Genomic DNA, 24,834 nt, shown 5'->3' on the forward strand with positions numbered 1-24,834 from the left:
CCACCTCGTTATTCAGTTACACCCAGACTGGCGTTGACCGCCGTTCGAATTTTGTTAACCCCCAGGCCGTAGATCACCTGAACATGATTGCCTTTAATCAGCACGCTGCTCCCTCCGCTCTCTTTTAACAGCGTCTGCTGGATGAGTGCGGGGTCGCGCACATCGACCCGCAGGCGGGTAAAACAGTTTTCCACCGCACAAACATTTTCTTTGCCGCCCAACCCCGCAATCACCATCGCACCTTTGTCAGACTCGCCATTTGCCGGATCCGTCTGTGGGGAACGCACCGCATCGGCAGCGGCTTCGCGCCCCGGGGTAAGCATTCGCAGGCGGGTAATACAGAAGGTGCCGACCAGGTACATGGTGGCGGTCTCCAGCAGCCCGAGGGCGACAAACACCGGCCAGCGCGTCACGCTAGCGCCGGCGGGCAGGTTATAGACGACAAAATCGATAAGACCGTTGGTGGCGCAGACCCGCACGTGAAGCAGCCAGGCCAGCATCTGGAAAAAACCGTCCAGCAGGGAGTAGATAAGCCACAGCAGCGGGGCGGTGAAGATGAAGAGAAACTCAAAAGGTTCGGTGATCCCCACCAGCACGGAGGTGACAATTAAGGGGATCAGCGTGACTTTGAGCCGCTGTTTATTCTCCGGTTTCGCCGTGCGATAGAAAGCGAGCGCCATACCGGCGGTGCCGAAAATCTTCACCATCCCATAGGTCAAAAACCGGGCGGAATCACTGAGCGTGTCAACGGGATGACGGGCGATTTCGGCGAGAAAAATAGGCTTGGCGCCAATGACGGTCTGGCCATCAATCAGCAACTGACCGCCGATAGAGGTAAAGACGAACGGCGACCAGATCAAATGATGCAGCCCGGTGGGGATTAGGAACCGGTTGAGAAAGCCGTACAGGAAGACCCCGATGGCGCCAAAGGATTTCATAAAGCCGGTCAGCGCCGAGATACCCAGCTCCACCACCGGCCAGAGATAGACGGTGGCGATAGCAAACAGGCCCACCAGCGGCAGCATCACGATCAGCACCAGCTTGCTGTTGCCGTAGATCGACAGCGCGCCGCGAAACTCAATGCCAACCACGCGATTGTGAACAAAGGCGACGGCGCAGCCAAGGATAATACCGAGGAACACGCCCATATCGATGACCTGAAAACCGAAGATATAGGTTTGTCCGCTGCCATAAAGTTGCGCGTTGGTGGCTCCGGTCGCCAGACGATGGGTCAGGGTCAGCCAGCTGTTGTTCGCCGCCAGATAGACCAGCCAGGTCATGGCCGCCACGAAAGCGGCTTCGGCTTTGCGGGTTTTCGCCAGACCGCTGGCCAGTCCGAGGCAGAACAGAAACCCGAGATTGTTCATCAGCGCCCAGAGCATGCTGGAGACGAATTTCCCCAACAGATAGATTCCGCTGCTTTCATCCACCCACAGCCGGTTGGTGGTCATGCTGAACAGGGCGATCAACAGGCCGATAGCCGGCAGATACAGCACCGGCCCGATCATCGCCTTGGAAAAGTCCTGAAGCTTTTTCACGCCAATCATGGTTGTCCTCTCGTCTTCATCGCCCGCTGTCATCACCTGATCAATAGGCTTATCAGACTAGGAGCAGACCACCGGGATCCCGAGCAGGAAAAAGGCCATCTGTGACGAAAGTCATATATATTGTTGCAGGAGAGATATATAAATATAGCCATTTTTATAGATGAGTTAACGCTGCTTATGGCGCGTGAAAATTAATTTTTATGAATAAATACAATGCATTAAATGCAGATGCATTTGACGTCATTCCTCTCGGTGAGACATCTAAAAGTGATTTATAAAAAGATTGCCACAGAACTGAAGGCCCGCATCAACAGCGACGACTATGCCGTCGGCGATATGCTGCCCAGCGAAAAAGCGCTGGCTGCGGAGCTGCAGGTCTCGGTGATGACGCTGCGCAAAGCGCTGGCGTTACTCGAGGAGGAAAAGCTGATCGCCCGGCGGCACGGCAGCGGAACCTGCATTGTGCGTAAAAGTAACTATCATGGCGGAGAGCTGGAGGGATTTAACTACCAGATGCAGGTGGTGGGGGTCACCAACTACCGCAATAAGGTTATTGAGTTCACCTTGCTTGACGCCCCGCCGGCCATTGCCCAGCAGTTAAAGATCCAGCCGGGAGAAAAAGTCTACTACGTCAGGCGGCTGCGGCTGATTGATGAGGTCCCGATCCTGGTGGAGAACAGCTACATTCCCTACGCCGCTTTTCCGTGGCTCAGCGTGGGTAACCTTGAGCAGTCTAAGTTCAACTATTTCAAAAAAGAGTGCCATATCACCATTATTGAGAGCCACCGCAGCTATATCCCGGTGCTGGCGACCCGCGAGCAGGCGGAGCTGCTGCAGGTGGCGCCTAACAGCCTCCTGCTACGGGTGCAGTCTGTCAGCTACGCCCAGAACCGGGCGATCGTTGATTTCTCAGAGATCTACCAGAACACCAGTAAATACAATGTGAAGCACATTACCCGCCGCTAGGATGATTCCGCCAGCAACCCTCGGAGGACAAGCTCCAGCCCCAGCGCCAGCAGGAACAACAGAAAGCCCTGACGAAAGCGCTCCGGGCTTAGACGCGAGCGGATCCGCTGTCCCAGCCACATGCCGAGCAGCGCGGGCGCCAGCGCCAGCGCCGACAGCAGCAGCGAATCTGCGCGCCAGCCAGCGTGCAGAGAGAGGCCGGCCGCCATCGCCAGAGTGGACAGGGTGAACGACAATCCCAGGGCCTGGACCAGCTCGTCGCGACGAAAGCCCAGCGCCTGCAGCCAGGGCACCGCCGGAATAACAAATACCCCGGTCGCCCCGGTGATCACTCCGGTCAGTCCGCCCATCAGCGGCGACAGGCGCTTTTCCATGCGTGCAGAAACCTGCACCGCCGGACCACGGAGCGCGTATCCGGCATAAGCTATCAGCACGGCGCCCAACGCTAGCGCCGACCACCGCGGGTTAAGATGGATGAGCAGTGACGATCCCGCCAGCGTGCCAATAATCATCCCGGTCATCATTAACCAGAGGCGACGCGCAATCTGCGCCAGCGCGGGGCCGGCCAGCAGCTGCCAGAGATTGGTCAACAGCGAGGGGAGCACCAGCAAGGCCGCCGCGGCCGGTGGCGGCATCAGCAGGCCAAGCAGGCCCATCGCCACGGTGGGCAGCCCCATACCGGTCACCCCTTTGACCAGGCCGGCGGCGATAAAAATCAGCAGTAAACAGAGAGTGTGGAGATCAAACATCATGGCTCACCTATCGGCTCAGAGAAGGGCATTGAAACAGCTGGTCGCGGGAGGGACAATGCGGTATGTTGCCCAAAGGCTACGGTAAAACCGAAGGGAAGGAGGGCGTCATGCGACTGGATCTCGCCGATCTGCGGCTGTTTATCGCCATCGTGGATACCGGCAGCATTACCGGCGGGGCGGCGGCGGCCCATCTGGCGCTGGCCTCCGCCAGCGAAAGGCTGCGCAAAATGGAGGCGGAGGTCGGTGTGCCGCTGCTGCACCGTCATGCCCGGGGAGTGACAACGACCGAGGCCGGGGAGGTGCTGGCACGCCATGCTCGTCCGTTGTTAGAACAGCAGCGGCGTCTGCGCCGGGCGATGCACGCCTTCGCCCGCGGTCAGCAGGGAACGCTGCGCCTGTTTGCCAATACCTCGGCGATGTCGGCTTTTCTGCCGGGCAAACTCGCCGCGTGGATGGCAGCGCATCCCGGGATACAGATCGACACCGAAGAGCGCACCAGCGCGGATATTGTCAGCAGCATTCTGGCGGGCTTAGCGCAGGCCGGGGTGGTGTCCGATGCGGTCGATCCCGGGCCGTTGCGTCTGGAGCCCGTCGCGGAGGATCCCCTGGTGCTGATCGTGCCGCCGGCCCATGCCTTGCGTGAAACCGCCGAAGTGGCTTTCGCGACGATTATCCATGAGCCGCTGGTCGCGCTCTATCAGACCAGCGCACTGCAGCAGCATATCGAAGAGCAGGCCGCCGGGCTCGGCCAGGCGCTGAACGTCCGCATCAGGATGAGCCATTTTGAAGGGCTTTGCGAGATGGTGGCTCACGGTGCCGGCGGGGCGATCCTGCCGCGGGTTATTGCCGAACGCTATCAGCCGCGCTACCGGTTCACCGTTATCACATTACAGGATCGCTGGGCGCTGCGTCGGCTGTGCCTGTGCTATCAGGATGACGACCGCCTGTCGCCAGCAATGCGCCGCTTGCTGGAGTGGCTCCGCCAGCCCTGAGCCGCTATAAACATGGCTATCACGTAGTGACAGTGTCACTTTTTATGGCGGTTATTGCTACTGACTTCCGTGCCAGAGATGCGATAGTAGACGTCCGCCATTTATTAATACGCGAATCAGGACAGACAAGATGAGTACATTACCAAAGGTCGCGGTGCTGGGACTCGGCGCCATGGGACACGCTTTTGCCAGCAATCTACTGAAGAAGGGCTTTACCGTCGCGGGCTGGAACCGTTCGCCAGCGCGCGGCGAGGATTTACAGGCGCAGGGATTATCTCTGCACGCCACGCCGCAGCAGGCGGTGGCCGATGCTGAGGTGATCATCAGTATGCTCGCCGACGGTCAGGCTACCCTGGAGGTACTGGCGCAAATTGCGCCTGCCTGTCAGCCGCAGGCGATCTATTGCCAGATGGGCACCATTGGCCTGCCGGAGACGCAGCAGGCTATCGCCTTGCTGCGGGAGCTTCAGCCGGCGATGACCTTCGTCGATGCTCCGGTTTCAGGGACCAAAGCCCCGGCGGAGAAGGCGCAGATCCTGGTGCTCGCCAGCGGGGAGCGTGAAAAATGTGGCGCGGCGGAGCAGATATTTGCCGCTATCTCACGTGGGACGCAGTGGTTTGGTGAGGCGGGCAACAGCCAGAAAATGAAGCTGGTCCTCAATGCCTGGCTGATTTCGATGATGCAGGGCATCGCGGAAAGCGCTCAGCTGGCGAAGACGCTGGGCTTTACTCCCGACCAGCTGTGGAGCGCCCTGGAAGGCGGCCCGCTGGCCGCACCGTATGTCAAAGTCAAACTGGACGCCATCGCCAATGAGCAATTCGTGCCGCAGATGCAGCTGGCACATGCGCTGAAAGATGCCCGGCTGGCGCTTTCCCTGGCCGAGCCGCACACCATGCCGGGGCTGGATAACATCGCCGAACTGTGGCAGCAGGCGGCGGACGCAGGATATGCCGGGCAGGATTTGTCCTCGATATATCAGTGGCTGTCGACGTCGGCGAAAGCGTAGTACCGCATCCTCAGGAAAAAGTGGCCGTGGTGGCCACTTATCCAGAGAAGAGTTATTTCCCGGAGAGAGCCGGGCGAGTGTCGATCCCTTCGTCAATGCGCTTGATCATATAGGGAAAAAACGGATTGGAAGACTGGCGCATCAGCGAGTCCAGGCCCACTACCAGCACAGAACGCTCGCCGCGAGCTGCAAACGTGCCGAGGCTGATCCCGTATTGATTCAGCGGATGGGGATAGCGTCCGTACAGCGAATCGCTCAAGGGGAAGGGAAGCGCGACATGAGAAAGCGAATACACGTCCGGTAAATAATGCAGTCCCTGTAGCTTCTCCACCGTAGTGTCTGTTTTCCCGGCAGGTGTTGTTCGGATCTCCATCTCTGTACTGGCGGAATTGGCGTTAGTGATGATCGTGGTTTGATAAGCTCGCGGCGCTGCGGGCAGCAACCGCGCCAGCGCGGTGTAAGACGTCCGGCGTAATAATGAATTAAACCTGACCGCATGATTTAAATCGAACAGGACAATTTCACTGCCATTATCCGGCAAGCGGTTATACAGCGCCGTCACGATCGCCCGCGTACTGACCGTTGAATCCATGACGGACTGAAAGGTCAATACCGGCGGTAAGCTGTTAAGTTTCTGATTCCTCGCGTCAGCCACTATCTGCTTTTGCAGCGCTTTGGTCAGCAGGAAGGACTGCCGGGCGGCGTTCGTCGGGAAGGAGTTATATTTAAACGGATTAAATTCGGGCATGATGTTTAACCATGCGGCTTTCGAGAAGGCGGGAAGAAACGCGGGCCAGCCCGCGAGGCCGGAAAAACGCGCGAAGCTAGTAATACCGATCATCGGAGAAATCAGGATCACCCGCTGGGGTTTTGCCAGTTCGGCATTATCCAGCGCGTCCAGCGAATACTTCATTGCCAGCGCGCCGCCGTTGGAAAATCCGACGATATGCAGGGGCGCATCTTTACCCGTCAGTCGTTTCGCTTCTCTCACCGCCAGGCGCGTGGCGGCCAGCCAGTCCTGCCAGTCCACGTCGGTCAGCCCGGCGGGAACCGTCCCATGGCCCGGTAATCTGATACCGATGGCGACATAACCCTGTTGGCGGTAATTTTCGGCGATATGCCGCAGGCTGTAGGGCGTATCCGTCAGACCATGCAGCAACACCACGGCACCTTGCGGTTTACCATCCGGCATCATGATGTATGACCGATTCCAGTTGGTGGGAAACGAGTCCGGATAGATAGGGCTGTGACTGTAGTAACGATTCAGTTCGGTTTGCTGCGAAGCGTCCAGCTTATCGGTAACCTGGCGTTTTACCTCACTGAAGAGCGCATTCTCTTTTTTGATGTAATCGTTCCAGTCAGCATTGTCGATTTCATCCGCGTCCATCTCATGCGGAACCCAGGTATGCCAGAGCTGCAGATCGGGCCCGCGCTGAATGTCATAAAGGCGTAGTCCCAGAGCGCCAACGATCAACAGCAGCAGGGACAACACGATACGTTTTAACCAGGTTAGCCATTTCAATGCGTAGCTTCCTTTCTTAATGACATGTTTTCTGAGTATAAATAAACATGGTCAGGGAGATTTACTTTTTATTAGGTTTCCTGTTACCCAGGCGTTGCAGCAGCAGGTGAGCAAGTTCTTTGACTTGTAGCGAATAACCTGGCAACCCCCTGAGACGAGGATACGACGGCACGCCACTCATTTTTCACAAGTCTCGCCTGAGGACGTCATTCTCAGGTGTAACAACAGGCTTAACGATGCAGGTAAAACGGTCAGTGTAACCAGCGTGGCAATCAGTAGCCCCCCAATAATCGCATAGGCCATCGGTCCCCAGAATACCTGATGGGAGATGGGGATCATCCCCAGAATGGCGGCACACGCAGTCAGGCAGATGGGGCGCGCACGATGCTCTGCGGCCGCAATAATGGCGGCATCGCTTGCCATCCCCTGAGCAAGATTGCTGTCAACCTCGCTAATTAGTATGACGGCGTTACGAATGATCATGCCAGCGAGCGCAATCACGCCAAGCAGAGCGACAAATCCCATCGGTGTTCCGCCAGGTAACATAGCCAGTACGATACCCGGTAAACCAAACGGGGCCATCAGTATAGCCAACGCCATACGGGAATAGTTGCGCAACTGGAGCATCAACAGCAAGAGCATGATGACCATTGTCACCGGCAGAACCGCATAGACCGAACTATTACCTTTTTCCGATTCAGCAACCGCGCCTCCTTCTTCAATGCTGTAGCCTTCAGGCAGTTCCGCGCGCAACCTGTCTACCGCTGGTCGCAACGCTGCGGATACTGCTTCGGCGCGAAGTCCCGGTGCGAGGTCAGTTTGCACGGTGATGAAAGGCAAACGCTGTCGACGCCAGATCACCGGATCATCCACGCCCCAGACTGGTGTGGCAAAGGCGCTGAGGGGGATTTGTTTACCGTCATTCCCCTGAATAGTCAGCGAAGAGAAGGTGGCGAGGTTAAGACGCTCATTGTCCCTGGCCCGGAGCACTACATCAACAAGGCGGTCATTTTCGCGAACCGACGTGACTATACTGCCGGACCAGACGGTATTGAGCATCCGGGCCAGACTTTCTGACGACACACCCGCAGCCCGGGCGGCGGTCTGATTGACCTTGAGGGTCATGACTCTCTCCGGCTCGCCTGCCGTCTGATTAACCTCGCGGGAAGAGGGAGACCGACCAATGACATCACTCAGGCGATTCGCGATCGACCTGACCTTCAGATAGTCAGGCCCACTCACCCGGTATTTGACTGGCCACCCGACCGGGGGCCCAAGTTCCAGGGGCGATACGCGCGTGATGATGTCGCTAAAGCGCGTAGCCAGTATCCTGTTTAACTGTCGATGAAGACGATCCCGCGCTTTAAGATCTTTAGCCACCACCACCATCTGGGCGATATTTTCATTTGCCAGAAGCACATCCATAGGCAGGTAAAAACGGATCGCTCCCGACCCAACGTATGTCGAAAAGCGCTCAACGTTGCGGTTGCCTGCCAGGGCCTTCTCCAGCTTTTCAACCCTATTTTGCGCTTCCGACTGCGAGGCATTTGCCGGTAGCGTCAGGCTTACCAGCAATTCTGGCCTGTCGGAGGCGGGGAAAAACTCCCCCTGCATAAAGGTTGTTCCGTATACGGACAGACCAAGCACAATGAGGGCAATACACACGGTGGCGAAGCGGTGACGCAACGCCTTGCGCAGTAGCCACTGGTATCCGCGGGCCATCCATCCAGGACCTTTCGCCTTCTGTCTGATGTTGTCAGATAACAGCCACGTGCCGGTTAACGGTGAAAACAGGATCGCGACAACCCATGAGCACAGCAGGGCGATGAGCACCACGGCAAACAGGGAAAAGCAATATTCACCGGCGCTGGACGCAGCAAATCCCACGGGAATAAACCCGGCAATCATCACAAGGGTGCCCGTCAGCATCGGAAATGCGGTCGTTTTAAAAGCCCGGGTAGCCGCCTGCCGGCGGGAATCCCCGGCTTCCAGACCAGAGACCATGGTTTCCACGGTGATCATGGCGTCATCGACCAGCAGGCCCAGCGCGATAATCAATGCGCCGAGAGAAATACGCTGCAGACCTATTCCTGCCAGCATCATTCCCGTAAAGGTCATGGCCAGAACCAGGGGGATGGCCGCAGCCACGACCAGTCCAGCTCGTAAACCCAGTGAGACAAACGAAACGGCCAGGACGATCGCCACGGCTTCGATAAGCACCCGGATAAACCCGCTTACGGCGTCGCTGACCACCGCTGATTGATCGGCAACCTTGACCATCTCAATACCGCGCGGCAGCGTGACGCTGATGGCATGCATTTTTGCATTCAGTGCGGCGCCGAAACGCAGCATATTACCCGTCGGCGCCATCGAGATAGCCAGCCCGATGGCGGGTTTGCCGTTGACCCGATAAACCGGTTGGGGAGGCTCGCCGTTTTCCCGGCTAACGGTGGCAATATCCGTCAGAGGAAGGTAACGATTGTTAATATGCAGCGTGACGGCACGTAAGCTCGCTTCAGATGTCAGCTCCCCGCTGACCTTTATCGCCATATTTTCCTGTCCGGTGCGGATTATACCTGCCGGGACAACCGCATTTTGTGCTCTGAGGGCATCCGCTATCTGCTGGATGTTCAGCCCCATACCTGCCAGACGCGCTGGAGAAAAAGAGAGGACTATCTGTTCCTGCTGCTCACCCAGCAGAGTGGTTTTTCCGATATCCGGTAACGACATGAGTTCCCGGCGAATGGTCTCAACTTGGTCCCGGACCTCCCGTAGGGTATAGCCCTCAGGTATAAAGCCATAAATCGTACCGAACGTGTCATCAAACTCGTCGTCGACGGCGGGGCCCTGAACGCCTTCTGGCAACGACGGGGCAATGTCCTGCATTTTCTTGCGTACCTGATACCAGATATCCGGCACCTTTTCCGGCGGGGTATCGTCACGAAGATTGACATAAATAACGGTTCTCCCGGCACGGGATTCACTTTCGAGATAATCAAGCCAGGGGGTTTCCTGCAGCTTTTTTTCCAGCGTATCGGTCAGCAGTCGGGTGGTATCCGTTACGGATGCCCCGGGCCATTGCGCGGAAACGACAGCCGTTTTAATCGTAAACGCCGGATCTTCATTACGTGGCAGCTTCTCATAACAGAACGCGCCCATAGCAATGATCAGTAGCATGAAAAAACTGACCATCTGTTGATTATTTAGCGCCCAGGCGGAGAGGTTAACTTTCTCATTCAATACTGGTTTCATGATTCGCACTCCCCGGCAATCACCGGCTCGCCGGAGCGTAATTTACTCACGCCGGCGGTAATTACCCGGTCGCCTGGTTCAAGGCCGCCGGAGATAATGACCGAGGTGGCGGTATAGTATGCTGGCACCACCACGCGAAGCTGTGCCTGCGACTGCGGATTAATTACATAAACTGCCGGTTTGTCGCCGACGCGACTCAGCGCTGAAGCGGGAAGGGCGTATCCATGCGGGCCGGTTGCGGGTAACGTGACGGTGACGCTGGCGCCCAACGCCATTGCCAGCGGCGGGTTTTGCAGAGTAGCCCTGACGCGCCATGTGCGGGTCTGAGGATCGGCCTGCGGGCTGATATCTCTTAGCGCGGCGGACGCTTGCACCGACGGGTCGCTGAGGAGGGACACTCGCAAGCCAGCCTGTTCCTGTGGCGGGATCGCATCGGGTTTAGCGATATCAAACACCACATCGCGGGCTTCACCGGTCGCCAGCGTCAACACCGACTGACCACCACTGACCACCTGACCTGCAGAGGCGCTTACTTCGGTGATCACGCCGCTTTGCGGCGCCATCAAACGCGTCCAGCCAAGGCTTTCCCGGGCATTACGCAATGCGGACTCGCTGTTTTTTAAACGCGCGCGGGCGACAAGCCAGTCTGCGCGGGCGGTATCGAGCTGCGTGCGGGCAATCGCGCCTGTTGGCATGAGCTTTTGCATTCGGTTGAGGTTAAGTGCAGCAACCTGAGCAGCGGCTTTGGCTCCTTCATAATCAGCCTGTGCGCCATCGAGCTGATTCTGACTGGTTGTATTTTCAAGCGTGGCCAGCAGTTGCCCTGCATTGACCCGATCGCCAATATCGACGCTACGCGTCACTATCCGGCCGCCGGTACGAAAGCTGAGAATCGTTTCATCGTGCGCATGGATCTCTCCGGTTCTTTCCAGCGCGGGAAGGGTTTGCGCTGAGCCAACGACAACGTAGCGCACCGTTCGCACAGGATCAGTCGTATTACCATGGTTGTCCCCGCATCCGGGCAGCAGAAAAATCACTACCGAAAGAAGGGTCAGAGGGAGAAAGTGCAGCCAGGAAAGGGTGCGCGCCACGTCGTACAAATGGTGCAGACTGTGGCGGAGGGAGAGTAAAAATTCATCTGACATAACGCCGCTCCATATAGGTTACGGCGTTATTAAATGCGCGCTTAGTCGAGAAAGATTCGACGTTTCGTCAAGGTATTATCAAGAGCGGCTATTTTCCATCTCAGACGACGTCCAGGGTAACAAAATGCTGACTGCGAGTCCGCCGGTTTCAGGTAACGACGCGCTGATACTGCCACCATGGGCCTGACAAATCGCGCGAGCAATCGACAAACCGAGACCGCTGCCGCCGGAGTGGCGGGCACGCGACTGCTCCTCCCGGCTAAAACGGTTGAACATTTCCGGCAGGAACCGGGAGGATACCCCCGGGCCGTCATCGCGAAATTCGAGGCAATATTGCCCGCTGGCGTAGTGCAGCGTGACATCAAGAAAGCCGCCATCACGCCCGTAACGGAGGACATTTTCCATAAGGATAGTAAACACCTGGCCCATACGGAACGTATCGCCTTTGAAAGGACACGCCTGAGAATGATGAAGCCTGATGGTAAAACGATGTGCATCAGCCTGGGGCATGATCCATGTCACCCGTTCCTTAAGCAGCTCATCCAGACGAAAGGGTTCGTTTTCCAGAACCAGATTCCCGGCATCAGACAGTGAGAGCAGATGAAGTTCATCGGTCAGGCGATTCAGGTGCTGAAGCTGTTTCATTACCATGGCCAGTTGCTCCGGGCTGGCATCAAACACGCCATCCAGCATGCCCTGCAAACGTCCGATAGCGGCAGTCAGTGGGGAGCGAAGCTCATGCGCCATGGCCACATGAGAGGTACGTAACTCTTTTTCATAGCGGGCCAGTTTCCCCGTCATGGTATTAAAGTCACTGGCAAAGCTGACCATTTCAGCCGGCGCATTCCTGATGAGCTCTGCCTGACGGCCAAATTGCCCTTCGGCGACGTCCTTTGCCGCATCACGCAACCGGCTGAACTGCAGCGCCAGTGGCCTGGCATATCTCAACCCCATCACCACAATAAAAGGGATCATGACCAGGACCAGTAACGCCACGGTGACCCAGTCCGCCGAGGCGATGGATGGGGTTGAATAACTCAACCCCCACCAGGTATCGACGATTTGATGGAAGCGCGCCGGGTTGGCCTGCGGGTTCTGGCTGAGCGCAAGAAACTCTTGCCGGACCGATACCGGCATTCTGCCCAGGTTCCAGTAATTCTGCACCGCATAACGTAGCCACATACAGGTCGCAATGACAATTACGCTTCCGATGGCCAGCGCTAATATACGTGCGCAAATCCAGCGCCACAGGGAGGAGTAGCGATTTTTTGTCATGGTTGTCTGAACCGGTAGCCTACGCCGCGAACGTTAACCAGCACGCCGGAAATACCCGCCGCCTCGAGTTTTTTACGCAGGTTATAAATATGGGTATCCACCACGCGCTCCAGGGCTTCACTTTCCGGCAAACAGTGCTCCAGTAAATGCTGGCGGGAAAAAGGTCGTGAAGGAGAGCGCATAAGCGTAGTCAGTAGCGAAAATTCGGTTGGGGTGAGGTCTAACGTCCGCGGTGTGTTGTTCCCGTCGACAATACTCGCCACGATGGCCGTGACATCCACTTCAAGTGATTGCCAGCGAAGGATCTCTTCCTTTGTTTCTTTTTTATTGCTACGGCGCAGTACCGCCTGTACCCGAGCAACAACTTCTCCCGGATGGTAAGGTTTAACAATATAATCATCGGCGCCATAGCGCAAGGCGCCAATACGATCGGGAGTATCGCCCATGGCGGTGACCATGATCACCGGAACATCATTTTTGCGACGCAGGCCAGCCAGGACTTCGGTGCCGTTAAGCCCCGGAAGCATCACATCCAGCAGGATCAGATCGGGTTTCCACCGGTGCGCCATATCCAGCCCGGACAGCCCATCTCCGGTAATGACGACATCGTAATTTTCACGGCGTAAATAGGCTTCGAGCACGCCAGCCGCATCGGCGTCATCTTCAATAATCAGCACTCTTCTGGACAACATCCATTCACCTTGACCGTTTCTTAACACTATCCCGACGATTCATTGATTTTGCCAAAGCATACTGCGCCAACATTTTGTGGCAGCTCCTGCTTCAGGAGAAGCCGGCATCTGTTAGGAGAACAGTATGATAGCGATAAAAAAAGCCCTGTATATGACCGTACCGCTTTTGACGGTCATCACATCCTGCGTACAGGCAAATGATAACGCCTCTTCCGGCTCTTTCACTATCGGGCTGGGAGGGCGCTACGCTCCGCGATATTCAGGTTCAGACAAGCAGGTATGGCAGGTGGTTCCTGTATTGCAGGGTCGTAACGGCGCTTTCTTTATTGATTCGCAGAAAGGGGTAGGGTATGACCTGCAAAACACCAGCGGCTGGTACTTCGAACATACGCTGGGGTACGATCTGGGAAGGAAGGATAAAAACGCCAGCTGGCGGGCAGGGGCAAATAATTTGAAAGGGATGGGAGATATTGATGTTTCCCTGAATACAGCTCTTGCCGTCGGCTGGCAGGCTTTTTCCTGGCTCAGTGTTGAAGGTAAAGCGACGCTGCCTTTAACGGACAGCCAGGGGGTAAGCTACCAGGCATCCTTCACGTTGATTCCCGTACAAACTGGCCAGGACACGTTCGCCTTTCAAACGGCGGCCCTGTTTGGCGACAAGCGTTACCTGAATACCTGGTATGGCGTGAATTTGCAGCAGAGCCAGCGCTCAGCTTATAGCCGCTATTCAGCACCGGGGGGATTTTATGGCATAGACAACAGTCTGGTCTGGAGCCACCAGTTTGATGCCCACTGGGGCACGGTTTTGAGTGCTGACTATACCTGGCTTGGGGAGCATGCTAATGAAAGCCCGATCGTGTTACGACGTAACGAGGCGGCACTGACAGCAGCTGTCACATGGACATTTTAGGTCGGAAAGTATGGCGTGCGTTTTGCCGGGAAAGGTCAAAATTGAGTGAGTCGGCATTGTCTGGCAGATAGGCAACCAGAAGCGAGACCTGATGTTAACCGCGCCGGAAAGCCGGGTGCGGTCAGCGTGTCGCCGTCGGGCGTTCGCCTAATGAACCCAACGACGATCGAGCGCGCCATATGCGTGCCGGAGGAGTTTATGAAAAACGCCATCGCTGGTCCGCGGGAAGTTGTTGGACACGTGGTGCACGGTCGGCATCAGAGTACCGTGAGTGAAAACAGCGCGAGTCATATACAAACGAGTAAGCAGCCGGTGGAGGACAAGATGGAGCCTATGAATTTCATGGGGTAGAGTTGTAACTATGGTTGGGTTACGCGTCCTGATATTCTATTTAACATAATATACATTATGCGCACTTGGATTGTGGTGGCTGAGTTGTTAGGTTTTCTCCTGGATAAGTTACTCGTAGATTCAGCATCGATAGATTCTGATGACGGCTCATGCGGCGGAGTTTTTTGGTTTGACGTTTACTGCTCAGTTATATCGCAACGGCGTCTGCCCAACAGCTGATAACAATTGTCGAGTCCACGGGTGGCGTGGCGCCCGAAAAATTTGATCCACACTGCCGCTTTCGACTACCTCGCCGTCTTTCATCACCGCAATACGATGACTCATATGCTGCACCACGCCCAGATCATGAGAGATAAACAGCATTGACAGATGCAAACGGCGTTGCAGCGCTACCAGCAAATCCAACACTTGCGCCTGGGTGGTGACATCCAGCGCCGACACCGGCTCGTCGCAAATCAGAATATCCGGCTCGCAGGCCAGGGCCTGGGCGATGGCGATACGTTGCCGCTGCCCACCGGAAAGCGTGGCCGGACGTCGCGTCAGCAGATCAGGACTTAAACCAACCAGCGCCAGCAACGCCTGCGCACGTGACAACCGGTCCGCGGCTGTGAGCGTCGTATGCAGGCGGAGAGGCTGTTGCAGCAATTGCGCCACGTTATATTGCGGATTAAATGAACCCAGCGGATCCTGCACAATCGTCTGGATACGCGACCGCAACGGCTGCCGCTGACGTTCTGTCAGCCTGCTCCATGGTTGCCCAGCGAGAAGGATCTCGCCCTGTTGCGGTGCCTGCAGCGCCAGCGCCAGTTTGCCTAGCGTGGTCTTCCCGCTACCGGATTCGCCCACAATGCCCAGCGTTTCGCCCTGCGCGACCTCTAACGTCACCTGATTGACGGCCTGCAAGCGACGGCCATCCGGCAGAACATACGCCAGTGATACGTTATCGGCAGCCAGCACGGGTGTGGTGCTGTCAGTACTGATGTTCTCCCGCACTACCGTTTGACCCAGCGGATCGTTTCCTGTTAACCACGTCCCACGCGTACCGGCAGAGGGAATGGCCGCCAGCAGACGGCGGGTATAAGGGTGTTGCGGCGCATGCAGCACCTGTCGCACCTTGCCGCTCTCCACTGCTTTGCCCTGCCGCATCACCACCACACGGTCGGCAATATCCGCCACCACCGATAAATCATGGGTGATCAGCAGCACGCCATGCCCGGCATCCGCCAGGGCCCTGAATACATTCAAAACTTGTTTTTGTACGGTGGCGTCCAGCGCGGTAGTAGGTTCATCGGCAATGAGTAATCGCGGCCCCGCCGCCAGCGCCGACGCGATGAGCGCTCGTTGGCGCAAGCCACCGGAGAGTTCATGTGCGTACTGCGCCATCCGGTTATGCGGATCGGGGATGCCGGTTTGCGTTAACAGCTCCGCCACGCGTTCGCGAACTGCCGCCCCCCGTTCCAGGCGGTGCGTCAACAACGGCTCCGCGACTTCCTGACCAATCCGGCGCAGCGGGTCAAGCGAGGTCAGTGCATCCTGCAAAACAAAACCAATTTCGCGCCCGCGTAGTTGCTGCCAACGGCGGGCATCGCACGCCAGTAAATTCTGCGACAGGCCATCGTGCCCATGCAATATCAGGGACTCGGCGCGAACAGCCGCCCCTGCCCCCGCCAGCCCGACTAGCGTCCGGGCCGTGACGGATTTACCCGAACCGGACTCGCCTACCAAAGCCAGGACTTCACCGGCATGCACGTCAAACGATAAGGCGTTAACCGCCTCAATCAGCCCCTGCGGCGAGGGGAAGCTGACGCTCAGTTGCGCCACCTGTAACAGCGGTTGCTGGAAGGTCTCTGAAGTCATGCGATCCCGCCTTTGGCAATAAGGGTTTGAACACGTCGGCCCAGCAGCGTAATGGCAATCACCGACAGCGCGACAACGCTGGCGGGCAGCAGGCTGACCCATGGGGCGCTATCGAGAAAATTACGTCCCTCAGAGAGCAATGCGCCCCACTCCGCCGTCGGCGGAGTCACCCCAAGTCCAAGGAAACTGAGGGCCGAGGCGGATAATATGGAATACCCTATCCCCACCGTTGCCAGTACCAGCAGCGGGCGCAGCGTATTGGGCACAATATGGCGCAAAATAATCACCATTGGCGGCTCTCCCAACGCCACCGCATGCTGCACATACCCCGATAACCTGACCTGCAACACTTGCGCGCGCACCAGCCTGGCATAGCCAGCAATGCCGGCCAATCCGACCGCCAGCAGGGTATTCTCTGGCCCACGCCCCAACACCGTGATAGCCAGCAGCGCCAACAGCAAATCGGGGAACGCCAGCATAATGTCCAGTAGCCGTACGAGTAACTGCCGTACCGCCCTGGGCGCAAGACCTGCCAGTGTCCCCAGCACAATACCGCCCGCGCTGGCAATCAGGGTCGCGCCGACCCCAATGCTCAGCGACAGCGAGGTGCCATACACCACGCGGGTAAACACATCACGCCCCAACTGGTCAGTACCGAACCAGTGTCTGAGGTCCGGCGGCTGCAAAATCGCGCTGAAATCCATCTGTTCGGGGGTGTACGGCGTGAATAGCGATGGAAAAAACACCGCCACCACGAGCAGTAGCACCAGTAACAACGGAATGCTGGTACCCGGCGCCAGCCACGGGTTACGATAGCGCCCCCCGTCGCGGCGGGCCACCCGCAGTAAAAGATCACTCATCAGCATGCCCTCGCAGACGTAGACGGGGATCGATCAGTAAATAAAGGGTATCAATCAGCAGGTTAATCACCACAAACAACAGCGCGGAGAACATCACCACCCCCAGCACCAGGGGCATGTCTCGGTTCTCAATCGCACCGAGAGTGATTTGCCCCAGCCCCGCCCGACCAAATACTGTTTCGGTCAGAATTGAGCCGCCTAATACGCTGGCCAGCAGCGTCCCCGTCAGCGTCGACACCGCCAGCGAGGCATGGCGCAACGCATGCCGTAAGCGCAGCGCAGTTTCACTCACCCCTCGCGTACGCACGGTCATGGCGAACGGCTGCGAAAGCGCCTCCTCCAGCCCATCACGCAGCACCTGGCTGAGTGTCGCAGCCAGCGGCAGGCTGAGCGTCACCACCGGCAGCACAAGGGCGATCCAGCCATCGTTACCGGTCACCGGAAACCATTGCAGTTTGAAACTGAAAATGCTCAACAACACGATGCCGATCCAGTACACCGGTGTGCTAAGCAGCATCAGCTCCAACCCGGCAAGCAGAGACCGCAGACGCGGATGACGTCCGGCTGTCAGTAATGCGTTAAATACCGCCAGTACCAGTGCCAGCGCCAGGGCGCTGACGGCCAGCGGCACCGTCTCTTTCAACGCTGCGCTAATCACCTGCACAACAGGCTGGCGATACTGATAACTCACGCCAAGGTTGCCCGTCAGCGCCTCGCCACAGTAGCGCAAATATTGCCACCACAGTGGCTTATCCAGGCCGAACTGGCGGGTCAGTGTCTCGCGAAAACTATCATCCACAACGCTGTTGGCGCTGCCTATCAGAATTGCCACAGGATCGCCGGGGATCAGTTTTACCGCAACAAAGGTCAGCGTTGCCGCACCCCACAGCACGGCGAAAATGGTCAGCAGGCGCTTGCCTGCTGCCAGCAGCTTAGCGTTGGATCCAGACATCATAGAAATTCGGCTTCGCGTTCGTGGCCCAGCTAATGCCCTGCACCTGTTTGGCTTTCCCTAACTGATATGCCGGGATGTAAATTGGCACCGCCCAGGCCTGATCGATAATCTGGTGCTGGATGGCATAGTAGATGCGTTTACGCTCGGCTTCGCTGGCACCGACAGCGGTTTCCAGTTGGCTATCCAGCGCTTTAACGCGGCTGAAGTTGTTCCCCTTCGGCGGAATATAATTGGAATGGAAAACGGTACGCAGGATGTCCGGCTCCGGGCGAACAAAATAGTTCGAGATAATGTCGTACTGGTTAGCCGCCGTGCGGCTGCTGAGAATGCCTGAATCCACCGGATCGAGTTTCAGTTCAAAACCGGCTTGTTTTACCTGGTATTGAATTGCCTGGAACAGCGTCACGTCAGCGGCTTCGACATCGTTTGAAGAATAGGTAAATTGCACAGTAAGGCGTTTACCCTCCTTGACCCGGTAGCCTTCGCTATCGGTTTGCTGCCAGCCGGCTTCATCCAGAAGACGGCGGGCTTTTTGCAGATCAAACCCCCACTGGCTGGCAATGGCCGGATCGTAATCCAGCGTAGCGGGTCCAAGAATATTGTCGGCAGGTTTCAGGATGCCAAAGAACGCGGCTTTAACGGCAGTAGTGCGATCGATGGCGCTCTGGAAGGCCTGCCGCACTTTCAGGTCGCTGAAGATCCCTGTGTCGCTATTCAAATAAAGGACGCGCGGAACGCCGGGGTTTTCCCTGGTGATCACATCCAGCTTCGGGTTATTTTTTACCTGCGCATAATTCACCGGCGGAATGGCATCGATCACCTGTACCTGCCCGCTATTCAGCGCGCCAAGACGTACCGCTGACTCCGGCAGGTACTTAAATTCGATCTTATCCAGCCATGCCGGGCCTTTATGGGTGGCATAGCCCGGACCCCAGTTGTAATCGGCGCGCTTGCTGAGTTTACTCCCGCTGCCTTTGACAAACGATTCGAGGATAAAGGGACCGGAACCGACCACGGTATTGCTGGTATTCGCCGTTTTCTGCAGATAAGCCGGTGACTGAATACCGAGATACGGCAAGCTCAGCCCCTGCAGCAGCGGTGCGAAAGGCGTTTTATAGCGGATCACCACGGTGTACTCATCTGGCGTAGTGATCGCGTCAATCGGCCCCAACAACGATTTGGAGTAACTGGAGGTGGTTTTCGGATCGAGTATGCGTTCAAAGTTATATTTTACCGCCGCAGCATCCAGTTTCGTGCCATCACTAAAAGTCACATCCTTGCGAAGATGGAAGGTGTATTCGCGGTTATTGTTTTTAATTTCCCAGCGTTCCGCCAGCCATGGTGTAAAGCTGTTATCTTCCGCCTGGCCGACCAAAGAATCCACCACGTTACGCGTAACCAGAGCGGTGACGGAATAAGCGGTAATAGAGGGGTCAATAATCGGGGTATCGCTGCCCAGAGCGACCGTCAGCACACCCCCCGCGACAGGTTTATCCTGTGCGTGAGTGGTGAAGCTGGCAGTAAGCGTTAGCGCGGAAAGCAGACTGATGCGCAATAAACTGTTCTGTGAATAAATGCTTCGTTTCATCCCTTTTCCTTGGCCTGGTTTTTGTTAAATATCTGGCAATTAAAGTCCATTGTAGGGGGAGAGCCGCCGTCGAGTAACGATGGATAATTTATATCTATTTCTGAAAATAGCTTTTTCTTCAGGTGGGAAGAAAAGAAAAAAGAGAGCCCCGAGCTACAGGCCCGAATAAAATAACATAAATGCTCGCCCTCTATAATTTCTCTCAAAAGAGTCAGAAGGCAGCTAAATTAACCCTCCGACTTTATTAAGATAAAAATGTGAAATAAGAATCGGCATTAACGGTAATGGTAAGTTTCGCCAACAAGACGCAGAACGTCGAGATATAACCCGTATTCAGGAGACGCCGCGTCCGGCGCCCCCTGTGATCCACCTCGCGGCTACTCCTCGTACGCCGCGTGATGGAAATCAATTTCCCACTGCAGCACCTCGCCGTAAAGCGCCGATAACGCCTGCTTTTCGTCTTCACTCAGCGCCATGGCGCAGCGGTCGAGTTCGTTTTTTAGCCAGAGAGCCTGCTGATAAAATTCGTCCTCCGCGTGCATTTCCACCCAGCGTCGTAAATCAGCATCGCTCTGATAATGTTCGCTCGCCCGTCGGCACCAGAAATAGTACATCCATTCCGCACCGAACATCAGGGTCACAATCTGCTCATAGCTGCCCTCGTGGGCGGTCCGCAGCATACAGTCGCGAAAGCGCCGTACCCCGGGCAAATCATCCGGGTACTCAGCGGGATCGATCTGCCGCGCTGACAACACCTGTTCAAACCACGCGATCTGTATATCAACCAGGGCATTCAGCACGCCAATCAGCCAGCGCTGCTGTTGAATACCCGACGCTTTGCTGACCCCGAGGGCAAAAATCGCGATCGCCGTCGCGACAAAGTTGCCCTCAAACACCAGATAGCGGTTGAAGACGACTGTCGGCAGACGATCCTGTTCGATATCAGTCACAAACGGGTGCTGCTGCATCGCCTGCCACGCCGGTTGATGTTCGCGCAGCAGGCGTTCGCTAAACGCTTCCATTAAGCTTCCTCCAGCGCGGCCTGCGCGACCGACATAAAATGTTTCACCCGGGCCAGCTCAACATCGTTCCACCAGACGCCATCGACCTTCATTGTACTGGCCACAATGACCCCCTGAGTCCGCCCGAGGATCTGCATCACGTTAGCCGGTGTCACCCCGGAGCCCACCAGGAGCGGTAGTTCCGTCGCCGCGCGGATCTCGTCAATTTCCGCCATCGTGGCGCTATCGCCCGTACGCTGGCCGGTGGCGATCACCGCGTCAGCCTCGAAGAAATCGACATCGCGCGTCAGTTCCTGAATCGAACGATCGGCGACAATGGCATGGCTACCGTGCTTAACGTGGCTATCGGCAAAAACGCGAATATGTTCAGCGCGCAGCATACTGCGGTAGCGCAGCGCCTTAGCGGCCGCCCCTTCTATAAATCCTTCGTTGGCGATATAGGCGTTGGCCCACTGGTTGACGCGGACGAAATCGGCGCCTCCCGCCAGGGCGATCGCCATTGCCGGGATCGCCGCGTTAGCCAGAACGTTAATGCCCAGCGGCACAGCAAAACGTTCACGAATTTTCTCGGTAATGACCGCCATCAGCGCTGAGGTTTCATGGCCGATATCCTCAGGTTTAGAGAAAGGAATATCGCCATGGTTTTCAATAATCAGACCATGAACACCGCCTGAAATATAATTTTCAGCATCACGAAGCGCACGTTCAACAATATCCGAGACTGATTTTCCTCGATATTTTGGCGAGCCAGGAAATGGGTCGCAATGAATAACACCAATAACAGCCTTGCTTCGTGAAAAAATAGCTTGTATTGCATTCGTTTTTTCTGCTGAGATAGCAACCATCTTATCCATCCTGTTAAGGGAACACTATGCGTGTTTACGTTACTGGTAATATTACCGTAGATGAAACCTGGTCCATTCCGGATATACCGAAAAAAGGAGCCTCCATTCACGGCGTTAAAGTGTCGCAGGATATCGGCGGTAAAGGCGCGAACCAGGCGATTATATTATCCCGCTGCGGAATAGAGACGCGTTTAATTGCCGCCACGGGAAATGACAGCAACGGCGCGTGGATCCGCCAGCAGATAAAAAATGAACCACTGACGCTACTACCCGACGGCCATTTCAATCAACATAGCGATACCTCGATTATTTTAAATAGCGCTGATGGCGACAACGCCATCATTACCACTACGGCGGCTGCCGACGCCTTCAGCCTTGAGGATATTATTCCGCATATGGCGGATGCCGCCGCCGGCGATATTCTGCTGCAGCAGGGCAATTTCTCCCTCGATAAAACGCGGGCGCTGTTCCGGTACGCCAAAACTCTCGGCATGACCACGGTGTTCAACCCCTCGCCCGTCAATCCTGACTTTTGCCATCTGTGGCCGCTCATCGACATCGCGGTAGTCAATGAATCCGAGGCCGAGCTGCTTCAGCCCTATGGGGTGAAAACATTAGTGATAACCCAGGGCGCCGCTGGCGCCTGGCTGGTTCAGGCGGGACAGCGCCAGTTTTGTCCCGCCGTGCCCGCCGAGGCGCTCGATACGACCGGCGCAGGCGATACGTTCCTCGCCGTCATGCTGGCCTCCGCCCTGCTGCGCGGCGTCGCGCCGGATGACCTGGCGCTGGCGCACGCCAGCCGCGCTGCCGCCATAACCGTTAGCCGCCGGGGAACGCTCAGTGCGTTTCCCGGCAGCCATGAGCTCGCCGCCCTGTTAACCCAGGACGGCGCGCGTTGACCTACTTAAACAGCGGACGGTAAGCATCGACGTTCGCTTTGGTCACCACCGTCGCCGGAACCAGAATGGTTTTCGGCACGGTTTTTCCCGAGGTGATGCTGTTCAGCGCATTCAGGGCTTCGGCGCCCATCTTTTCCGGATCCTGCTGCAGGACGGCGGTCACGTAGCCGCCGTCAATACCGGAAATCGCCTTCGCCGTCAGATCCCAGCCAAACACTTTAATATCCTTCTGCCGCCCCTGGTTTTCTACGGCGGCGATAGCGCCGAGCAGCGCGGGTTCGCCGGTGGCATAGATTGCTGTCAGATCGGGGTTGCCGGTGATCAGGTTTTCCGCCGCGGTCATCGCTTTATCCTGCACATTCTGCCCGTCGACCACGTTAGCAATGGTAATGTTCGGATTGCTTTTCAGCGTCTCTTCGAACCCTTTTTGCCGCTGGTTCTGGATGGCCGAATTCAGCGCGCCGACAATCCCCACCCTCGCCTTGCCACCCATCTCTTTCTGCACGTAGTCCACAAAATATTTACCAATAATTCTGCCGCCTTCAATATTGTCCACGCCGACCTGTGCCGCCTGTGGTCCGGCCGGTAATACGGCATCAATCGCAATCACCGGAATGTTAGCGGCGGCGGCTTCTTTTACCGCTGGCATAATTCCGTTAACGTCGATAGCGGCGACCAGAATGCCTTTAACGCCTTGCTGAATATAGTTTTCTATCGCGTCGTTTTGCGCCACGGGATTATCGTTAGAGTTGAAAATAACTAAATCCTTGCCGCTGGCCTTAGCCGCATCCTGCGCGCCTTTATTCATCAGATTAAAGAACAGCGCCTGCTGATTGATTTGCACCAGCGCATAAGTCGGACCGGCAGCGCTGGCGGCAGAAATAAAACTCATCGATGCCAACATCGTCGTGGCGACAGCAAGTAAACGCAATTTTCCGGTGTGAAATAACATCATCAGTATCCTCGTCGGGAATAGTTGATAGCCAGCAGAGTTCCGCGCCGCATGCGAACGCAGAAGGATTATTTTTTGGCGGGCAAATATCGTCTATATGGCCAGAACAATCATCGACCGTTCGGCGGATACCTGCTTAATGTCATCCCGGCAACCGGTCCGTGTCGGTGCGCGACTGGAATGACTTAAACGGGGTTGGGAATGAATTCCCGGATGATGCGGTAAACTGCCTATACAATTCTCCGCAGATTAAAATTTGTCAAGCATTTATTTTTGGTGATTGTTCGCAGAGAAATTGCTGTATCCACCGCGCTTAACTATGTTACAGATAGCCGATTCTGGCAGACATGGCGCAGGAAATGAGTATAAAACGCGTATTGTTATCTGATGTGGCAAAGCTGGCGGGGCTGTCGAAAGCGACCCTGTCGCGCTATATGAACAACAGTATTGTGCTGCCGCAGGACACCATCGACCGCATCGAAAACGCCATTCGCGAACTGGACTATCGCGGCAATAGCCTGGCACGTCGTCTTAGCAAAGGCGGCAGCGAAACGCTTGGCCTGGTGCTTCCCGATATTACCAACCCCTTCTTTGCCGAACTGGCCGACGCTGCCGAAGAGGCTGCTTCTGCCAGCGGCTACAGCCTGGTGCTGTGTATCACCCGCAACAACCCGGAAAAAGAGTGCCAGTTCATTCGCTGGCTGGATACCTGCCAGGTCGACGGTCTGCTGTTCACCACCAACCGCCCCGATAATGGCCTGCTGCGCAAGGAAGTCCAGCGTCACGAACGCATTGTCCTGCTGGATGAAGATATTCCCGGCAGTAAGGTACCGAAAGTGTTTGCCGATAACGTCCAGGGCGGGCGGATCGCCACCGAAAAACTGATCGCCGCCGGGCATCGCCATATCGCTTTCGTCGGTGGCCCGGACAAGCTGATGAGCGTCCGTGAGCGCTATCAGGGCTTTTGCACCGCGATGGAGCAAGCGGGCCTGAGCTGGCCGCCCGAATGGGTGATGTATGGCGACTACCAGCGCGAGTTTGGCCAGCAGGCGCTGCGGTACCTGTTCAGCCAACCGGTTCGCCCCACCGCCGTCTTCGCGGCCAGCGACTATCTGGTGCTCGGCCTGCTCGATGGCTTGCGCGCCAGCGGGCTCCAGGCGCCGGAGGCGCTTTCGTTAGTCGGCTTCGATGACGCCAACTACGCCGATTTTACCCAGCCGCGGATCTCCACTATCCGTCAGCCCGCCCGCGAACTGGGCCGTACCGCGGTGAACATCATGATGCGCCTGCTAAACGACGATCCGGATATCCCTGCGGAAACCCGCCTGCCGGTTGAATGGATTGGCCGCGACTCGATCAAGATCTGTTAAGCCCGTTCCAAAATGGCGCAAAAGCGCCCGCTTTTGGCGCAAAAAACGATCAATTAACAATTTATTCACTATAATC

At 56.5% G+C, this 24,834-nt stretch carries 20 protein-coding genes; 6 read left to right on the forward strand and 14 right to left on the reverse strand.

Annotation, left to right across the window (positions count from 1 at the left end; translation table 11 throughout):
- Window positions 1-8: 8 nt before the first annotated feature.
- Entirely contained in the window at window positions 9-1,547 is a 1,539-nt protein-coding gene (locus GQR96_RS11955; protein ID WP_043519560.1) for a PTS transporter subunit EIIC, read from the reverse strand.
- Between the two features lie 267 nt (window positions 1,548-1,814).
- Between GQR96_RS11955 and GQR96_RS11960 the strand changes: the two genes are divergently transcribed.
- Complete coding sequence (locus GQR96_RS11960) at window positions 1,815-2,513, forward strand: GntR family transcriptional regulator (protein ID WP_065904765.1); 699 nt, start codon at window positions 1,815-1,817, stop codon at window positions 2,511-2,513.
- On the opposite strand, the gene GQR96_RS11965 is transcribed toward GQR96_RS11960, so the two are convergent.
- On the reverse strand, window positions 2,510-3,262 hold the full coding sequence (locus tag GQR96_RS11965) for a sulfite exporter TauE/SafE family protein (RefSeq protein ID WP_032456042.1): 753 nt from the start codon (window positions 3,260-3,262) through the stop codon (window positions 2,510-2,512). The two genes, GQR96_RS11960 and GQR96_RS11965, sit on opposite strands and share 4 nt — an antisense overlap.
- A gap of 110 nt (window positions 3,263-3,372) precedes the next feature.
- On the opposite strand from GQR96_RS11965, the gene GQR96_RS11970 reads away from it, so the two are divergent.
- Both GQR96_RS11970 and GQR96_RS11975 read left to right on the forward strand, forming a co-directional pair.
- Entirely contained in the window at window positions 3,373-4,257 is an 885-nt protein-coding gene (locus tag GQR96_RS11970; RefSeq protein WP_065904737.1) for a LysR family transcriptional regulator, read from the forward strand.
- A gap of 130 nt (window positions 4,258-4,387) precedes the next feature.
- A complete protein-coding gene (locus tag GQR96_RS11975; protein ID WP_017900395.1) occupies window positions 4,388-5,263 on the forward strand; it encodes an NAD(P)-dependent oxidoreductase in 876 nt (291 codons plus the stop codon).
- 52 nt (window positions 5,264-5,315) lie between these two features.
- Here the strand turns inward: GQR96_RS11975 and GQR96_RS11980 are convergent, their stop codons facing one another.
- The 5 genes from GQR96_RS11980 to GQR96_RS12000 all read right to left on the reverse strand — a co-directional run bounded on the left by GQR96_RS11980 (window position 5,316) and on the right by GQR96_RS12000 (window position 13,149).
- Window positions 5,316-6,785 (reverse strand): alpha/beta hydrolase, encoded by a 1,470-nt coding sequence (locus tag GQR96_RS11980; RefSeq protein ID WP_065904736.1) that lies wholly within the window; start codon window positions 6,783-6,785, stop codon window positions 5,316-5,318.
- Window positions 6,786-6,962: 177 nt separating this feature from the next.
- Window positions 6,963-10,037 carry an efflux RND transporter permease subunit gene (locus GQR96_RS11985; RefSeq protein ID WP_065904735.1) on the reverse strand — a complete coding sequence of 1,025 codons (3,075 nt, stop codon included), beginning with the start codon at window positions 10,035-10,037 and terminating at the stop codon, window positions 6,963-6,965.
- Window positions 10,034-11,182: an efflux RND transporter periplasmic adaptor subunit gene (locus tag GQR96_RS11990; protein WP_065904734.1), complete on the reverse strand. Its 1,149-nt coding sequence runs from the start codon at window positions 11,180-11,182 to the stop codon at window positions 10,034-10,036. The genes GQR96_RS11985 and GQR96_RS11990 overlap by 4 nt, the downstream gene beginning before the upstream one ends.
- A gap of 78 nt (window positions 11,183-11,260) precedes the next feature.
- On the reverse strand, window positions 11,261-12,457 hold the full coding sequence (locus tag GQR96_RS11995; protein ID WP_065904733.1) for a sensor histidine kinase: 1,197 nt from the start codon (window positions 12,455-12,457) through the stop codon (window positions 11,261-11,263).
- Window positions 12,454-13,149 (reverse strand): response regulator, encoded by a 696-nt coding sequence (locus GQR96_RS12000; protein ID WP_004205879.1) that lies wholly within the window; start codon window positions 13,147-13,149, stop codon window positions 12,454-12,456. The genes GQR96_RS11995 and GQR96_RS12000 overlap by 4 nt, the downstream gene beginning before the upstream one ends.
- A gap of 124 nt (window positions 13,150-13,273) precedes the next feature.
- On the opposite strand from GQR96_RS12000, the gene GQR96_RS12005 reads away from it, so the two are divergent.
- A complete protein-coding gene (locus tag GQR96_RS12005; RefSeq protein ID WP_032456049.1) occupies window positions 13,274-14,059 on the forward strand; it encodes a MipA/OmpV family protein in 786 nt (261 codons plus the stop codon).
- Between the two features lie 534 nt (window positions 14,060-14,593).
- On the opposite strand, the gene GQR96_RS12010 is transcribed toward GQR96_RS12005, so the two are convergent.
- The 6 genes from GQR96_RS12010 to GQR96_RS12035 form a co-directional block, all read right to left on the reverse strand.
- A complete protein-coding gene (locus tag GQR96_RS12010) occupies window positions 14,594-16,267 on the reverse strand; it encodes a dipeptide ABC transporter ATP-binding protein (protein WP_012968222.1) in 1,674 nt (557 codons plus the stop codon).
- A complete protein-coding gene (locus tag GQR96_RS12015) occupies window positions 16,264-17,127 on the reverse strand; it encodes an ABC transporter permease (protein WP_012968221.1) in 864 nt (287 codons plus the stop codon). The genes GQR96_RS12010 and GQR96_RS12015 overlap by 4 nt, the downstream gene beginning before the upstream one ends.
- Window positions 17,120-18,082: an ABC transporter permease gene (locus GQR96_RS12020; RefSeq protein ID WP_008804871.1), complete on the reverse strand. Its 963-nt coding sequence runs from the start codon at window positions 18,080-18,082 to the stop codon at window positions 17,120-17,122. Before GQR96_RS12020 ends, GQR96_RS12015 begins: the two co-directional genes overlap by 8 nt.
- Window positions 18,060-19,670: an ABC transporter substrate-binding protein gene (locus GQR96_RS12025; RefSeq protein WP_008804870.1), complete on the reverse strand. Its 1,611-nt coding sequence runs from the start codon at window positions 19,668-19,670 to the stop codon at window positions 18,060-18,062. The genes GQR96_RS12020 and GQR96_RS12025 overlap by 23 nt, the downstream gene beginning before the upstream one ends.
- A 377-nt stretch (window positions 19,671-20,047) precedes the next feature.
- Window positions 20,048-20,692, reverse strand: coding sequence for a TenA family protein (locus tag GQR96_RS12030; protein ID WP_065905167.1), 645 nt, complete (start codon window positions 20,690-20,692; stop codon window positions 20,048-20,050).
- Complete coding sequence (locus GQR96_RS12035) at window positions 20,692-21,537, reverse strand: BtpA/SgcQ family protein (protein ID WP_065905165.1); 846 nt, start codon at window positions 21,535-21,537, stop codon at window positions 20,692-20,694. Before GQR96_RS12035 ends, GQR96_RS12030 begins: the two co-directional genes overlap by 1 nt.
- Window positions 21,538-21,563: 26 nt before the next feature.
- Here GQR96_RS12035 and GQR96_RS12040 point away from each other — a divergent pair, with 26 nt between their 5' ends.
- On the forward strand, window positions 21,564-22,436 hold the full coding sequence (locus GQR96_RS12040) for a PfkB family carbohydrate kinase (protein ID WP_065905163.1): 873 nt from the start codon (window positions 21,564-21,566) through the stop codon (window positions 22,434-22,436).
- 1 nt (window position 22,437) lies between these two features.
- Here the strand turns inward: GQR96_RS12040 and GQR96_RS12045 are convergent, their stop codons facing one another.
- The gene (locus GQR96_RS12045; RefSeq protein ID WP_023289707.1) at window positions 22,438-23,391 is read right to left on the reverse strand and encodes an ABC transporter substrate-binding protein; all 954 of its coding nucleotides are present in this window, start codon (window positions 23,389-23,391) and stop codon (window positions 22,438-22,440) included.
- A gap of 344 nt (window positions 23,392-23,735) precedes the next feature.
- Here GQR96_RS12045 and GQR96_RS12050 point away from each other — a divergent pair, with 344 nt between their 5' ends.
- Entirely contained in the window at window positions 23,736-24,758 is a 1,023-nt protein-coding gene (locus GQR96_RS12050) for a LacI family DNA-binding transcriptional regulator (RefSeq protein WP_065905162.1), read from the forward strand.
- Window positions 24,759-24,834: the final 76 nt, after the last annotated feature.

Source organism: Klebsiella sp. PCX (genome assembly GCF_021869705.1).
GTDB lineage: Bacteria > Pseudomonadota > Gammaproteobacteria > Enterobacterales > Enterobacteriaceae > Klebsiella > Klebsiella quasipneumoniae.

Excerpts from the sequence above, each read along its gene's own strand:
- GQR96_RS11995 (WP_065904733.1), bottom strand. The coding sequence starts at position 12,457 with ATGACAAAAAATCGCTACTCCTCCCTGTGGCGCTGGATTTGCGCACGT.
- GQR96_RS11955 (WP_043519560.1), bottom strand. The coding sequence starts at position 1,547 with ATGATTGGCGTGAAAAAGCTTCAGGACTTTTCCAAGGCGATGATCGGG.
- GQR96_RS11985 (WP_065904735.1), bottom strand. The coding sequence starts at position 10,037 with ATGAAACCAGTATTGAATGAGAAAGTTAACCTCTCCGCCTGGGCGCTA.
- GQR96_RS11990 (WP_065904734.1), bottom strand. The coding sequence starts at position 11,182 with ATGTCAGATGAATTTTTACTCTCCCTCCGCCACAGTCTGCACCATTTG.
- GQR96_RS12000 (WP_004205879.1), bottom strand. The coding sequence starts at position 13,149 with ATGTTGTCCAGAAGAGTGCTGATTATTGAAGATGACGCCGATGCGGCT.
- GQR96_RS12040 (WP_065905163.1), top strand. The coding sequence starts at position 21,564 with ATGCGTGTTTACGTTACTGGTAATATTACCGTAGATGAAACCTGGTCC.
- GQR96_RS12020 (WP_008804871.1), bottom strand. The coding sequence starts at position 18,082 with ATGATGTCTGGATCCAACGCTAAGCTGCTGGCAGCAGGCAAGCGCCTG.
- GQR96_RS11965 (WP_032456042.1), bottom strand. The coding sequence starts at position 3,262 with ATGTTTGATCTCCACACTCTCTGTTTACTGCTGATTTTTATCGCCGCC.
- GQR96_RS12030 (WP_065905167.1), bottom strand. The coding sequence starts at position 20,692 with ATGGAAGCGTTTAGCGAACGCCTGCTGCGCGAACATCAACCGGCGTGG.
- GQR96_RS12015 (WP_012968221.1), bottom strand. The coding sequence starts at position 17,127 with ATGAGTGATCTTTTACTGCGGGTGGCCCGCCGCGACGGGGGGCGCTAT.
- GQR96_RS12005 (WP_032456049.1), top strand. The coding sequence starts at position 13,274 with ATGATAGCGATAAAAAAAGCCCTGTATATGACCGTACCGCTTTTGACG.
- GQR96_RS12010 (WP_012968222.1), bottom strand. The coding sequence starts at position 16,267 with ATGACTTCAGAGACCTTCCAGCAACCGCTGTTACAGGTGGCGCAACTG.
- GQR96_RS12035 (WP_065905165.1), bottom strand. The coding sequence starts at position 21,537 with ATGGTTGCTATCTCAGCAGAAAAAACGAATGCAATACAAGCTATTTTT.
- GQR96_RS11970 (WP_065904737.1), top strand. The coding sequence starts at position 3,373 with ATGCGACTGGATCTCGCCGATCTGCGGCTGTTTATCGCCATCGTGGAT.
- GQR96_RS12050 (WP_065905162.1), top strand. The coding sequence starts at position 23,736 with ATGGCGCAGGAAATGAGTATAAAACGCGTATTGTTATCTGATGTGGCA.
- GQR96_RS11975 (WP_017900395.1), top strand. The coding sequence starts at position 4,388 with ATGAGTACATTACCAAAGGTCGCGGTGCTGGGACTCGGCGCCATGGGA.
- GQR96_RS12045 (WP_023289707.1), bottom strand. The coding sequence starts at position 23,391 with ATGATGTTATTTCACACCGGAAAATTGCGTTTACTTGCTGTCGCCACG.
- GQR96_RS12025 (WP_008804870.1), bottom strand. The coding sequence starts at position 19,670 with ATGAAACGAAGCATTTATTCACAGAACAGTTTATTGCGCATCAGTCTG.